Source organism: Pseudomonas sp. CAN1, from assembly GCF_030462585.1.
GTDB lineage: Bacteria > Pseudomonadota > Gammaproteobacteria > Pseudomonadales > Pseudomonadaceae > Pseudomonas.
Genome location: NZ_JASMRU010000015.1, coordinates 26,434 through 38,980 on the forward strand (window position 1 = coordinate 26,434; position 12,547 = coordinate 38,980).

Here is a 12,547-nt window from a genome sequence, read left to right on the forward strand (position 1 = left end):
ATCAGGGGGTTCCGGTGCCGGTCAGGCGCTGCATGGTGTCGCGCAGGACGGTGCTGTCGGGCTGGTTCTTCAGGGCGTCGGCCCAGACCTTGCGGGCTTCGCTCTGCTTGCCCTGGGCCCAGAGCACTTCGCCCAGGTGCGCAGCCACTTCGTGGTCGGGGAAGCGTTCCAGTGCCTTGCGCAGGTAGGTTTCCGCTTCGCTGAGGTTGCCCAGGCGGTAATTCACCCAGCCCAGGCTGTCGAGGATCGCGGGGTCGTCCGGGTTCAGCGAATGGGCCTTCTGGATCAGGTCGCGGGCTTCGCTGTAGCGGGTGGTGCGGTCGGCCAGGGTGTAGCCCAGCGCGTTGAGCGCCATGGCGTTGTCCGGCTCGCGCTGGATGATCAGCCGCAGGTCCTGCTCCATCTGCGCCAGGTCGTTGCGCTTCTCGGCAAGCATGGAGCGGGTGTAGAGCAGATTGAGGTCGTCCGGGAACTGCTTGAGGCCCTGCTGGATGACGTTCCAGGCACGATCCACCTGGTCGCGGTTGGACAGGCCTTCGGCTTCGATCAGGTACAGCTGGATGGCGTAGTCGGGCTGGCGCTCGCGGGTTTCGGCGAGGCGGCGCGAGGCATCGTCATAGCGTTTCTGGTCGAGCAGGATCTCGGTGGCGCGCAACTGGGCCGGGAGGAAGTCGTTGCCCGGACCGACCAGGGCGTATTCCTTGAGCGCGGTTTCCGGGTCCTTCTGCTCCTCGGCCAGGCGGCCCAGGTTGAAGTGGGCGGAGTCGACGTGGCTGTCGCGCTCGACCAGTTCCTGCAGATAGACCTTGGCCTCGTCCCAGGCCTGGGCTTCGAGGCAGACCAGCGCCAGGGAGAAGCGCAGGTCATCGTCGTCGGGGAATTGCTCGACCAGCGCGGAGAACTCGGCCTTGGCGTCTTCCAGGCGGTTCTGCTCCACCAGCAGGCGGGCGTAGGCGAGGTGGACGCGCTTGTCGTCCGGGTGTTCCTTGATGCCGTTCTTCAGCAGCGGCAGCGCTTCGTCGCTGCGCTTCATGCTCTGCAGCAGGCGCGCGCGCAGCAGCAGCGGGGCGACGTCATGCTTGCTGGCGGCATTGTCCTCCAACAGGTGCAGGGCTTCCTGCGGGCGGCCGTCCTGCTGCAGCAGCAGGGCCTTGCCGAACAGCAGCTGGCCGTTGTCGGGGTACTTCTTCAGCAGGCGGTCGAAGCTCTGCAGCAGGCCGGTGCGGGTATCCGCATCGGTCTCGGCGGCAGATAGCGCGAGGAAGTCGAAGTGGGTGTCGCCCTGGCCGTTGAGGACTTTCTCCATGTACACCATGGATTCGTCGTACTGGCCGGTGCGCGCCAGCTGGATGGCGGCGGCGCGCTGGGCGTCGAGGTTGTCCGGCGCGGCCTTGGCCCAGATCAGCGAGGTGTCCAGGGCTTCCTGGTCGGCGCCCAGGTACTCGGCGATGCGGAACGCGCGCTCGGCGACGCCCGGATCACGGGTTTCCCGGGCCTGCTCCACGTAGTTGGAGAGGGCGATGTCGAAGCGATTGCGCTGGCCGGCGAGTTCCGCCACCAGCAGCGAATAGAGAGTGTCTTCGCTGAAGGAACCGTACTTCTGGTCCTTCTGCACAGCCGCGGCCTTGTCCTTCTCCGCGGAAGCACCATCGGGATTTTTCTGTGTAAGAGACTGGCAGCCGCCGAGCAGCAGCAGAGCAGTCAGCAGCGCAAGAGACTTGTTCATAGAGGAAGGACGAGGGCCTGACCTGCGAAATGAGACCATCATGACATAAGGAAAGTGCCAATCCCATGGGCAAGCGCCGCATCCGGGCCTGTATACGATTTGCAGTGTGCGATCCGTCGCGGGTGGTTGTCCTTCACAAGGCTAAGTAGGACAATTGCGGGCTTTCCGATCAGCTCAGCGGTTCTGCATGGCCTTCATTGCCCTCGGCATCAACCACAAGACCGCGTCCGTGGCCGTCCGCGAGCGCGTGGCTTTTACTCCCGAGCAGATGGTCGAGGCCCTGCAACTGCTTTGTCGGCTGACTTCCAGCCGCGAAGCCGCAATCCTCTCCACCTGCAACCGCAGCGAACTCTATCTGGAGATCGAGCATCCGGACGCCGGCGACGTGCTGGCCTGGCTGGCCGACTACCACAACCTGGGTATCGATGACCTGCGCGCCTGCGCCTACGTCCATCAGGACGAGGAAGCCGTGCGCCACATGATGCGTGTCGCCGCCGGGCTGGACTCCATGGTGCTGGGCGAGCCGCAGATTCTCGGGCAGATGAAGTCCGCCTACGCCGTGGCCCGCGAGGCCGGCACCGTCGGGCCGATGCTCGGGCGCCTGTTCCAGGCCACCTTCAGCACCGCCAAGACCGTGCGCACCGATACCGCCATTGGCGAGAACCCGGTGTCCGTGGCCTTCGCCGCGGTGAGCCTGGCCCGGCAGATCTTCAGCGACCTTAGCCGCAGCCAGGCACTGCTGATCGGCGCCGGCGAGACCATCACCCTGGTCGCCCGCCACCTGCACGAGCAGGGCGTGAAGCGCATCGTGGTCGCCAACCGCACCCTGGAGCGCGCCAGCCTGCTGGCCGAGCAGTTCGGCGCCCGCGCCATCCTGCTGGCGGACATGCCCGACGAGCTGGTCAACAGCGACATCGTCATCAGTTCGACCGCCAGCCAGCTGCCGATCCTCGGCAAGGGCGCGGTGGAACGCGCGCTGAAGCAGCGCCGGCACAAGCCGATGTTCATGGTCGATATTGCCGTGCCGCGCGACATCGAGCCGGAAGTCGGCGAGCTGGAAGACGTCTACCTGTATAGCGTCGACGACCTCCACGAAGTGGTCGCCGAGAACCTCAAGAGCCGCCAGGGCGCCGCCCAGGCCGCCGAGGAGCTGGTCGGCGATGGCGTGCACGAATTCATGCTGCGCTTGCGCGAGCTGGCCGCGGTCGACGTGCTGCGCGCCTACCGCCAGCAGGCCGAGCGCCTGCGCGACGAGGAAACCCAGAAGGCCCAGCGCCTGCTGGCCAACGGCGCCGACCCGATGGAAGTCATCGCCCAGCTCAGCCGTGGCCTGACCAACAAATTGCTGCACGCGCCCAGCGTGCAGATGAAGAAACTCTCCGCCGAGGGCCGCATCGATGCGCTGGCCGTCGCGCAGGAACTGTTCGCCCTCGAGGAGGGCACTGACAAGCGATGAAAGCTTCCCTCCTGAAAAAGCTGGATATCCTCAGCGACCGCTACGAAGAGCTCACCGCTCTGCTGGGCGACGCCGAGGTGATCAGCGACCAGACCAAGTTCCGCGCCTACTCCCGTGAATACGCGGAAGTGGAGCCGGTGATCCTCGCCTTCCGCGAGTTCCGCAAGGTGCAGTCCGACCTCGAAGGCGCCCAGGCGCTGCTCAAGGACAGCGACCCGGACCTGCGCGAGATGGCCGAGGAGGAAGTCGCCGAGGCCAAGACCGCGCTGGTCGGCCTGGAGGATCGCCTGCAGCGCATGCTGCTGCCCAAGGACCCCAACGACGGTCGCAACGTCTTCCTGGAAATCCGCGCCGGCACCGGTGGCGACGAAGCTGCGATCTTCTCCGGCGACCTGTTCCGCATGTACTCGCGCTATGCCGAGAAGCAGGGCTGGCGCGTGGAGGTCATGTCCGAGAACGAGGGCGAGCACGGCGGCTATAAAGAGGTGATCGCCCGCGTCGAGGGCGAGAGCGTCTACGCCAAGCTCAAGTTCGAGTCCGGTGCCCATCGCGTGCAGCGCGTGCCGGCCACCGAATCCCAGGGCCGCATCCACACCTCGGCATGCACCGTGGCGGTGCTGCCCGAACCGGATGAACAGGCGGCCATCGAGATCAACCCGGCCGACCTGCGGGTGGACACCTACCGCTCCTCCGGCGCCGGCGGCCAGCACGTGAACAAGACCGACTCGGCGGTGCGTATCACGCACATCCCGTCGGGCATCGTGGTCGAGTGCCAGGAAGAGCGCTCGCAGCACAAGAATCGCGCCAAGGCCATGGCCTGGCTGGCGGCCAAGCTCAACGACCAGCAGCAGTCCGCAGCGCAGCAGGCGATTGCCAGCACGCGCAAGCTGCTGGTCGGTTCGGGTGATCGCTCCGAGCGCATCCGCACCTACAATTTCCCCCAGGGCCGGGTGACCGACCACCGCATCAACCTCACCCTGTATTCCCTGGGTGAAGTCATGGAAGGCGCGGTGGAGCAGGTCATCGAGCCGCTCCTGCAAGAGTTCCAGGCCGACCAGCTGGCCGCACTGGGTGATTGATAGTGCAGGCGATTGAGAGCGGGCGACTGAGAGAGCGATAGACCATGGCAACCATCATGACCCTGCTCAACGAGGCGCAACTGCCGGACTCGCCCAGCGCGCGCCTGGATGCCGAGCTGCTGCTCAGTGCCGCATTGGGCAAACCGCGCAGCTTCCTGCGCACCTGGCCCGAGCGCGTGGTCAGCCGCGAGGCCCACGACCTCTACGACCGCTACCTGGCGCGCCGCGTGGCCGGCGAGCCGGTGGCCTATATCCTCGGTCGCCAGGGCTTCTGGAGCCTGGACCTGGAGGTCGCGCCGCACACCCTGATTCCGCGCCCGGACACCGAGCTGCTGGTGGAGACCGCGCTGGCGCTGCTGCCGGCCTCGCCATCGCGGGTGCTCGACCTAGGCACCGGCACCGGCGCCATCGCCCTTGCGCTGGCGTGCGAACGCCTGAGCTGGCAGGTGCTGGGCGTCGACCGCATTCCCGAGGCCGTGGCCCTGGCCGAGCGCAACCGCGAACGCCTGCGCCTGGGCAACGTCGGCTTCCGCGCCAGCCACTGGTTCTCCGCGGTGGAGGGCGAGCGCTTCGCGCTGATCGTCAGCAACCCGCCCTATATTCCCAGCACCGACCCGCACCTCAAGCAGGGCGATGTGCGCTTCGAGCCGTCGAGCGCGCTGATCTCCGGGCAGGACGGGCTGGACGACATCCGCCTGATCATCGAGCAGGCGCCGAATCACCTGGAAAACGGCGGCTGGCTGATGCTCGAGCACGGTTTCGACCAGCCTGACGCCGTGCGCGAGCTGCTGCTCGGCCGTGGCTTCAGCGCCGTGGAAAGCCGTCGCGACCTGGGTGGCCACGAACGCATCAGCCTGGGGCGCTGGACATGCTGAGCGACAACGAACTGCTGCGTTACAGCCGGCAGATCCTCCTGCCGCAGATCGACGTCGATGGCCAGCTGCGCCTGAAGGACAGCCGCGTGCTGATCGTCGGCCTTGGTGGCCTGGGCGCCCCGGTGGCGCTGTACCTGGCTGCTGCCGGTGTCGGCGAGCTGCACCTGGCGGACTTCGACACCGTCGACCTGACCAACCTGCAGCGGCAGATCATCCACGGCACCGACAGCGTCGGCGTGGGCAAGGTGGACTCCGCCATCGCTCGCCTCACCGCGCTGAACCCGGACGTGAAGCTGGTCGCCCATCGCCAGGCGCTGGACGCCGATTCCCTCGACGCCGCCGTGGCGGGCGTCGACCTGGTGCTGGATTGCTGCGACAACTTCGGCACCCGCGAAGCGGTGAATGCCGCCTGCGTCGCCGCGAAGAAACCGCTGGTGAGTGGCGCGGCCATTCGCCTGGAAGGGCAGCTCTCGGTGTTCGACCCGCGCCGCGAGGAAAGCCCCTGCTATCACTGCCTTTACGGCCACGGTAGCGAAGCCGAGCTGACTTGCAGCGAGGCCGGCGTTGTCGGCCCGCTGGTGGGCCTGGTGGGCAGCCTGCAGGCATTGGAAGCGCTGAAGCTGCTGGCCGGTTTCGGCGAGCCGCTGGTGGGTCGCCTGCTGCTGATCGATGCCCTCGGCACGCGCTTCCGCGAGCTGCGGGTCAAGCGCGATCCGCAATGCGCCGTATGCGGAGCCGCGCATGGCTGATGCCGCGCCAATCGGCGTGTTCGATTCCGGTGTGGGTGGCCTCAGTGTCCTCCACGAAATCCGGGCGCGGCTTCCCCATGAATCCCTGATCTACCTCGCCGACTGCGGCCACGTGCCCTACGGCGAGAAGACCCCCGAGTACATCCGCACGCGCTGCCGCGCTATCGCCGAGTTCCTCCTGTCCCGTGGCGCCAAGGCGCTGGTGCTGGCCTGCAATACCGCCACCGCCGCAGCGGCTGCCGACCTGCGCGAGCTTTATCCACAGCTGCCCATCGTCGCCATGGAGCCGGCAGTGAAGCCGGCGGCCGAGGCGACCCGCAGTGGTGTGGTCGGCGTGCTCGCCACCACCGGCACGCTGAAGAGCGCGCGCTTTGCCGCACTGCTCGATCGGTTCGCCGGGGATGTGCGGGTGGTGACCCAGCCTTGTCCGGGGTTGGTGGAAAGAATTGAAGCAGGGGATCTGAAAAGTCCTCAGACCCGTGAACTGCTGCAAGGATATGTCGCACCCCTGCTGAATGAGGGCTGTGACACTTTGATCCTCGGCTGCACGCATTATCCTTTCCTGCGTCCGCTGCTGCGCGAACTGGTGCCGGCGGATATCTCCCTGATCGACACTGGCGCCGCTGTCGCCCGCCAACTGCAGCGCCTGCTTGGCTCGCGCGATCTGCTGGCCGAGGGTGCTGCAAGAAAAACTGAGCTATGGACCAGTGGCGCAGTCGAAAGCCTTGAGCGGGTCCTGCCGGTGCTCTGGGGCGCCGAAGAGCCGGTCAATTTCTTCCCTGGCTGATCGAAAAAATAGCTAGCTACCTACTTTGCTCTGTCAGCAAATGCTGACAAATGGCCTTATAATCGCCAGCTATTCGCGGGGATTTTTCATTCAGCTTTCTCATAAAGGATGTTTCGATGAAGAAACTACGCTTGTTCGCCGCCGTGGCTGCCCTGTCGCTCGGACATGTGATTTCCGCGCAGGCCGCCAGTCTGACGGGCGCCGTGGGTGCGACCAGCCAGGGTGACATGACCTATCGCCTGGGCCTGGGATTCGACTGGGACAAGAGTTGGTGGGAAAGCTCCACCGGCCGCCTGACCGGCTACTGGGATGCGGGCTACACCTACTGGAGCGCCGGTGACCGCGCCGGTGGCCGCCATTCGCTGTCGTTCTCCCCGGTGTTCGTCTACGAATTCTCCGGCGACTCGGTCAAACCCTTCATCGAGGCCGGCATCGGCGTCGCCGCCTTCACCGGCTCGGAAGTCGGTGACAAGGACCTGGGCGGCGCGGTGAACTTCGAGGACCGCATCGGCGCTGGCGTGAAGTTCGGCGGCGGCCAGGCGGTGGGCATCCGCGCGATGCACTACTCCAACGCCGGCATCAAGGAACCGAACGACGGTATCGAGTCCTACAGCCTTTATTACACGATGCCGCTGTAACAGAGCGCTGACGAAAAAAGCCGGGCCAAGTGCCCGGCTTTTTTGTGTCTGAAGGATTTGCCTCGCAGGCCGGCTCCACCGTTACCGTCCATGTAGGAGCGGACCTTGTCCGCGAAGTCCCACCGGGCGTTCAGTGTTGATGGCTGAGCGCACCTGACGGGCGCAAAACCCTGGTGCTTTCCTTGGGGCGAAGATTCCGCCGCGATGGATTCGCGGACAAGGTCCGCTCCTACGCCAGTCGGATGAACTGGCGCTGGGCGGTTCGCGAGCAAGCTCGCTCCTACAGCGGGTAACGGAGTCCCACCGGGCGTTCGGTGTTGATGGCTGAGCGCGCTTGGCAGGCGCAAGGCATTGGAGTTCTTCCTGACTCCGAAGAGCCCGCCGCGATGGATTCGCGGACAGGGTCCGCTCCTACGCCGAGTGCATGACTCGGCGCTGGGCGGGTTCGCGAGCAAGCTCGCTCCTACAGGGAGACTGAGTTGGTGGCTGCGAGGCTTTTGAACGCCTCCAGCGCCCGTTCGCGGGTGGCGGAGAGGTCGCACATCGGCTGTGGATAACGTTCCACGCCGAACAGCCCGAGCCGCGACGGATCGTGCATCGCCTTGCCCTGCAGCCCGGCCAGTTCCGGCACCCAGCGGCGGATGAAGCGGCCTTCCGGGTCGAAGCGCTCGGACTGCGAGACCGGGTTGAAGATGCGGAAGTAGGGCGCCGCGTCGGTGCCGGTAGAGGCGCTCCATTGCCAGCCGCCATTGTTCGCCGCCAGGTCGCCGTCGATCAGGTGGCGCATGAACCAGCGCTCGCCCTCGCGCCAGTCGATCAGCAGGTTCTTGGTGAGGAACATCGCCACCACCATGCGCAGGCGGTTGTGCATCCAGCCGGTGGCGAGCAGTTGGCGCATTGCCGCGTCGATGATGGGGAAGCCGGTGCGGCCCTGTTGCCAGGCTTCCAGGTCCTTCTGCGAGCGGCGCCACTTGAGCCTCTCGGTATCCTCGCGGAAGGCGCGGTGGCGGCTGACGCGCGGGAAGCCGACCAGGATGTGCTTGTAGAACTCGCGCCAGAGCAACTCGTTGATCCAGCTCACCGCGCCGCTGTTGCCGGTCTCGAACTCGCCATGATTGTTCGCCAGCGCTGCGTGCAGGCACTGCCTGGGGGACAGCACGCCGGCGGCGAGGTACGGCGACAGGCGGCTGGTACCGTCGCGGGCCGGCAGGTCGCGGGTGTCCTGGTAGGTCTTGAGGATTTCGTCGACGAACAGCTCGATGCGCTCGTGGGCGGCCTCCTCGCCGGCGGGCCACTCTTCGCGCAGCGTGTCCGGGGGCGTCTCGAAACCCTTCACCTTGATGGGGAGCGGATCGCTGTCGACGTCGGTTTTCTCTTGCCGCCGGGGCGCTGGCAGCAGCGCGGGCACACCGAGGTTCAGGCGCTCGTAGCAGACCTTGCGGAACTGGCTGTAGACCTGGAAGTAGGTGCCGCCCTTGGTGAGGATGGTGCCGGGGGTGAAGAACAGCTGGTCGAGGTGGCTGCGGAAACGCACGCCGACTTCTTCCAGCGCCTGCTCCACGTCGGCATCGCGGCGCGCCTCGTTGACGCCGTATTCCTCGTTGACGTGGACCGTCTTGATCTCCAGCTGGCTGCACAGCTTGGCGATGGTCTTCGCCGCGCCGCTCCAGTGTTCGACGGTGCGGATCAGCAGCGGGATGTTCAGCTTGTCGAGCCCGGCGCGCAGCTCCTGCAGGTTGCGCAGCCAGAAGTCGATCTTGCACGGCGCATCGTCGTGTTCCAGCCACTGGGCAGGGCTGATCAGGTACAGGGCGATCACCGAGCCGTCGCGTTCGGCGGCGGCGTGCAGGGCGCTGTTGTCGCGCAGGCGCAGGTCGTTGCGCAGCCAGACCAGGTGGCGCTTCATACGGCCTCTCCATTGAGCAGGTGCAGTTCGCGCAGGCGCTCGAAGGCGTCCAGCGGATTACGGGCGAGGTGCAGCGGCGGTTCGGCCAGCGCCAGTTCACCCAGTTCGGCGGGATGGATCGCGGTGGCCGGGCCGGCCAGCAGCACCGGGCAGGCGATGCCGGCGAGCAGGCGCGGCAACTGCGGCAGGTTCAGCGTGCGGCTGGCATAGAGCACTACGCCGCGTGGTTGCAGGCGCTCCACGGCGAGCGCCAGTTCGCCGGGCGGCAGTGGCCAGTCGAGGATTTCCAGCGGGCAACCGGCACTGCTGGCGAGCCAGGCGGTGAGCCACAGGCCCGGCTCCAGCGGCAGGTCAGACTGGTTCACCAGCAGCAGCGGGGCGCCGCGCTGCTGGCGGTTGTGATGGTAGAGGCGGGTGCCGAACTTGGTGCGCAGCCAGGTGTGGAAGAACGCCCGCTCCAGCTGCGCGCCAAACTGACCCTGCCAGCGCCATTCGAGGTCGCCCAGCAGCGGCAGCATCAGCTGTTCGCAGAGAGTCTGCGCGGGGTAGATCGCCAGTGCGCCGTTGAACAGTTCGTCCAGCTGGCGCTCGTTGATCCGGCCGATGGCGGCGATGCACTGCTGGCGCAGGTCGTCCCAGGGCGAGGCGGTATTTTCCGCCGGCAGCGGGGCGTCTTCGTCGAGCAGCGAGCGAATCTTGCTCACCGCCACGCCGCGGCCGAGCCAGGTGAGGATGGCCTGGATGCGTGCGACCTGCGCTTCGGAATACAGGCGGTGGCCCTTGGGCGTGCGTTGCGGCACCACCAGGCCGTAGCGACGCTCCCAGGCGCGCAGGGTGACCGGGTTGACGCCGGTGCGCCGGGACACTTCGCGGATCGGCAGCCAGCCTTCGGCCAGGGCCTGGCGATAGTCGTCGTCCGAGTCGCGGTGGGGGTGGTCGGGATTCATGGGAGTCCTTTCGATACGTCAGATGGCATTGCGCAGGCTCAGGTCTTCGGGGTGCGGTTGCAGGTAGGCCTGGGCGTCGATGTAGGGATGAGGATGCAGGCGGAAGTGGTGCTTGAGCAGGGTCAGCGGCACCACCAGCGGGATCACGCCCGAGCGGTACTGGTCGATCAGGTGCTGCATCTCGGCCTTCTCCGGCCCTGGCAGGTCGTGCTTGAGGTAGCCGGCCAGGTGCTGCAGCACGTTGCTGTGGGTGCCACGGGTGGCGCAGGTGCCCAGCGCCTGCATGAAGTCGCGGAAATACTCGGCGGCGAAGGGCTCCAGGTCCTGGTGGCCGATGTCCGCCAGGCGCTGGCCGAGGACGCTGTACTGGCGCGGGTTGTGCGCCATCAGCTGGTACTTGTAGCGCGAATGGAAGGCGATCACCGCCTGGCGGTTCAGGCCTTCCGCGCAGAGCTTCTGCCAGGAGGCGAAGGCGAACACGCGAGTGAGGAAGTTCTCGCGGATCACCGGGTCGTTGAGTCGGCCTTCTTCTTCTACCGGCAGCTCCGGGCGCGCCGCGCAAAAAGTGTCGGCGTACAGCCCGCGCACACCCGGCGGGCGCAGCTGGCCGTCGAAGCGGTAGAGCTTCACGCGCTGCAGGCCGCAGGAAGGTGACTGCTGCATGAAGATGTAGCCGCAGATGTCCTGCTGCTGGGCGGCCTGGCGGCGGCCGAAGTCGCGCAGCGCTTCGCTGACGTCGCGGCCGCCGTCGCTCTGGATCAGCGCACGGGGATCTTCACGATCGCCCACCAGGCGCAGGGTCGGCCGAGGTACGCCGAGGCCGATGGCGACCTCCGGGCACAGCGGGACGAAGTCGAAGTAGCGGCTCAGCACATCCAGGCACAGGCGCGAGGCCTTGTGCCCGCCGTTGTAGCGCACCGGCTCGCCGAGCAGGCAGGCGCTGATGGCGAGCTTGGGACGGGGAGAGGTATTGGGCATGACGGCTACCGATTCTTGTACAAGAAAGATTGATTTGTACAACTATCGGTAAGGATAGGCGCAGGCTTGTACAAGTGCAAAGGCTTGTACAGGGTTAAGGACGCAGCGAAGGGCTGCCGCCACCCTCTCCCGTGGCGGAGAGGGCGGGCCGTTCAGGTGTGGATCAGAGGTGTTCGAGCAGGCGGCGGGCGGCTTCCAGGCCGCTCAGCCAGGCGCCTTCGACCCGGCCGGAGAGGCACCAGTCGCCGCAGGCGTAGATCCCCAGGTCGGCATCGGCGAGGGCGCCGAACTGGTGGGCTTCCATGGGCCGTGCGTAGAGCCAGCGGTGCGCCAGGGCGAAATCCGGCGCGTGCACGGCGCAGCCGATCAGCTCGGCAAAGGCGCCGCGCAGGTGCTCGATCACGCTTTCCTTGGGCAGGTCGATGTGCTGTTTGCTCCAGCCGCTGGCGGCATGCAGCACCCAGGTGTCGAGCTGTTCGTCGCGGCCGGGCTTGGAGTGGTTGCTGGCCAGCCAGGACAGCGGGCCTTCATGCACGAAGCAGCCCTGCACCGGCGTATCCAGCGGCTCGCGGAAGGCCAGGGCGACTGCCCAGGTCGGCTCCATGGGGATGCTCGCGGCAGCGGCGGCCAGCTTCGGCGCGCTGGCCAGCAATGCGGCAGCCTGTGGCGCCGGAGTTGCCACCAATACACGGCTGAACGGGCCGTGGGTCTGGCCCTCGGAGTCCTGCAGGTGCCAGTGTTCCTCGCCGCGGTACACCTCGGTGATGCGGCAGCTGAAGGTGACGACCAGGTCCTGCAGTAGCGCGCGGGTGATCGCGCTCATGCGTGGGGTGCCGACCCAGCGCGGCTGTTCGTCGGGCGATGGGCTCAACTCGCCGTCGCGGTATTGGTAGAGGGCCGGGTCCCACTCGGCGACCCAGCCCTGCTCGCGCCATTTCTGCACGGCGTCGAGGAAGCGGCGGTCGCGGGCGGTGAAGTACTGCGCACCGAGATCCAGGGCCCCGGCTTCGCTGCGCTTGCTGGCCATCCGGCCGCCGCTGCCGTGGCCCTTGTCGAACAGCTGGACGTCCTGTCCGGCGCCTTGCAGCGCGTGGGCGGCCGAGAGTCCGGCGATACCGGTGCCAATGATGGCAATGGGGGCGCTCATGACATGCCTCGTAATCTGTTTGCCTTGGAGCGTAACGAGCGGGGTGTTCTTGTACAAACGAATCTATCTGTACAATTGAGTTTCAGTGGCTCGCGCTCGTCAACGATAGGAGTTCGATCATCGGAACCTTCGGCGCTGCATCGGTTCATTCAGGAATGAGCCCAGCTCCGGTTCCGGCATTTACAGCGTAGACCTCGCCGGAGTGGGAGTGTCAATGCAATCGCCTCCCTCTCGTCCAGACTGATGGAAGGTGGAGCAA

11 protein-coding genes are annotated in these 12,547 nt (G+C 66.5%); 6 read left to right on the forward strand and 5 right to left on the reverse strand.

Features of this window, described 5'->3' with window-relative positions; all coding sequences use genetic code 11:
• Position 1 precedes the first annotated feature (1 nt).
• Positions 2–1,768, reverse strand: coding sequence for a tetratricopeptide repeat protein (locus QO207_RS19130; RefSeq protein ID WP_301533894.1), 1,767 nt, complete (start codon positions 1,766–1,768; stop codon positions 2–4).
• Positions 1,769–1,913: 145 nt separating this feature from the next.
• Between QO207_RS19130 and hemA the strand changes: the two genes are divergently transcribed.
• The 6 genes from hemA (at position 1,914) to QO207_RS19160 (ending at position 7,310) form a co-directional block, all read left to right on the forward strand.
• Positions 1,914–3,182, forward strand: coding sequence for a glutamyl-tRNA reductase (hemA, locus tag QO207_RS19135; protein ID WP_045211202.1), 1,269 nt, complete (start codon positions 1,914–1,916; stop codon positions 3,180–3,182).
• Entirely contained in the window at positions 3,179–4,261 is a 1,083-nt protein-coding gene (gene prfA, locus QO207_RS19140) for a peptide chain release factor 1 (protein WP_301533895.1), read from the forward strand. The genes hemA and prfA overlap by 4 nt, the downstream gene beginning before the upstream one ends.
• A gap of 44 nt (positions 4,262–4,305) precedes the next feature.
• Positions 4,306–5,136, forward strand: a complete 831-nt coding sequence (prmC, locus tag QO207_RS19145) for a peptide chain release factor N(5)-glutamine methyltransferase (RefSeq protein ID WP_301533896.1) — start codon at positions 4,306–4,308, stop codon at positions 5,134–5,136.
• Positions 5,130–5,885, forward strand: coding sequence for a molybdopterin-synthase adenylyltransferase MoeB (locus tag QO207_RS19150; protein WP_253451117.1), 756 nt, complete (start codon positions 5,130–5,132; stop codon positions 5,883–5,885). Before prmC ends, QO207_RS19150 begins: the two co-directional genes overlap by 7 nt.
• Positions 5,878–6,672 (forward strand): glutamate racemase, encoded by a 795-nt coding sequence (gene murI, locus QO207_RS19155; protein WP_301533897.1) that lies wholly within the window; start codon positions 5,878–5,880, stop codon positions 6,670–6,672. The genes QO207_RS19150 and murI overlap by 8 nt, the downstream gene beginning before the upstream one ends.
• Before the next feature lie 116 nt (positions 6,673–6,788).
• On the forward strand, positions 6,789–7,310 hold the full coding sequence (locus tag QO207_RS19160) for an acyloxyacyl hydrolase (protein WP_301533898.1): 522 nt from the start codon (positions 6,789–6,791) through the stop codon (positions 7,308–7,310).
• Between the two features lie 463 nt (positions 7,311–7,773).
• Here the strand turns inward: QO207_RS19160 and phrB are convergent, their stop codons facing one another.
• The 4 genes from phrB to QO207_RS19180 all read right to left on the reverse strand — a co-directional run bounded on the left by phrB (position 7,774) and on the right by QO207_RS19180 (position 12,288).
• Entirely contained in the window at positions 7,774–9,216 is a 1,443-nt protein-coding gene (gene phrB, locus QO207_RS19165) for a deoxyribodipyrimidine photo-lyase (protein ID WP_301533899.1), read from the reverse strand.
• Positions 9,213–10,163: a MerR family transcriptional regulator gene (locus tag QO207_RS19170; protein WP_301533900.1), complete on the reverse strand. Its 951-nt coding sequence runs from the start codon at positions 10,161–10,163 to the stop codon at positions 9,213–9,215. The genes phrB and QO207_RS19170 overlap by 4 nt, the downstream gene beginning before the upstream one ends.
• An 18-nt stretch (positions 10,164–10,181) precedes the next feature.
• Positions 10,182–11,141 (reverse strand): DUF523 and DUF1722 domain-containing protein, encoded by a 960-nt coding sequence (locus tag QO207_RS19175; protein ID WP_301533901.1) that lies wholly within the window; start codon positions 11,139–11,141, stop codon positions 10,182–10,184.
• 163 nt (positions 11,142–11,304) lie between these two features.
• A complete protein-coding gene (locus QO207_RS19180) occupies positions 11,305–12,288 on the reverse strand; it encodes an NAD(P)/FAD-dependent oxidoreductase (RefSeq protein WP_301533902.1) in 984 nt (327 codons plus the stop codon).
• Between the last annotated feature and the right edge of the window lie 259 nt (positions 12,289–12,547).

Bases quoted from the DNA above. Each gene is read 5' to 3' on its own strand.
- QO207_RS19180 (WP_301533902.1), bottom strand. From the start codon at position 12,288: ATGAGCGCCCCCATTGCCATCATTGGCACCGGTATCGCCGGACTCTCG.
- hemA (WP_045211202.1), top strand. From the start codon at position 1,914: ATGGCCTTCATTGCCCTCGGCATCAACCACAAGACCGCGTCCGTGGCC.
- QO207_RS19130 (WP_301533894.1), bottom strand. From the start codon at position 1,768: ATGATGGTCTCATTTCGCAGGTCAGGCCCTCGTCCTTCCTCTATGAAC.
- prmC (WP_301533896.1), top strand. From the start codon at position 4,306: ATGGCAACCATCATGACCCTGCTCAACGAGGCGCAACTGCCGGACTCG.
- QO207_RS19175 (WP_301533901.1), bottom strand. From the start codon at position 11,141: ATGCCCAATACCTCTCCCCGTCCCAAGCTCGCCATCAGCGCCTGCCTG.
- QO207_RS19160 (WP_301533898.1), top strand. From the start codon at position 6,789: ATGAAGAAACTACGCTTGTTCGCCGCCGTGGCTGCCCTGTCGCTCGGA.
- murI (WP_301533897.1), top strand. From the start codon at position 5,878: ATGGCTGATGCCGCGCCAATCGGCGTGTTCGATTCCGGTGTGGGTGGC.
- QO207_RS19170 (WP_301533900.1), bottom strand. From the start codon at position 10,163: ATGAATCCCGACCACCCCCACCGCGACTCGGACGACGACTATCGCCAG.
- QO207_RS19150 (WP_253451117.1), top strand. From the start codon at position 5,130: ATGCTGAGCGACAACGAACTGCTGCGTTACAGCCGGCAGATCCTCCTG.
- prfA (WP_301533895.1), top strand. From the start codon at position 3,179: ATGAAAGCTTCCCTCCTGAAAAAGCTGGATATCCTCAGCGACCGCTAC.
- phrB (WP_301533899.1), bottom strand. From the start codon at position 9,216: ATGAAGCGCCACCTGGTCTGGCTGCGCAACGACCTGCGCCTGCGCGAC.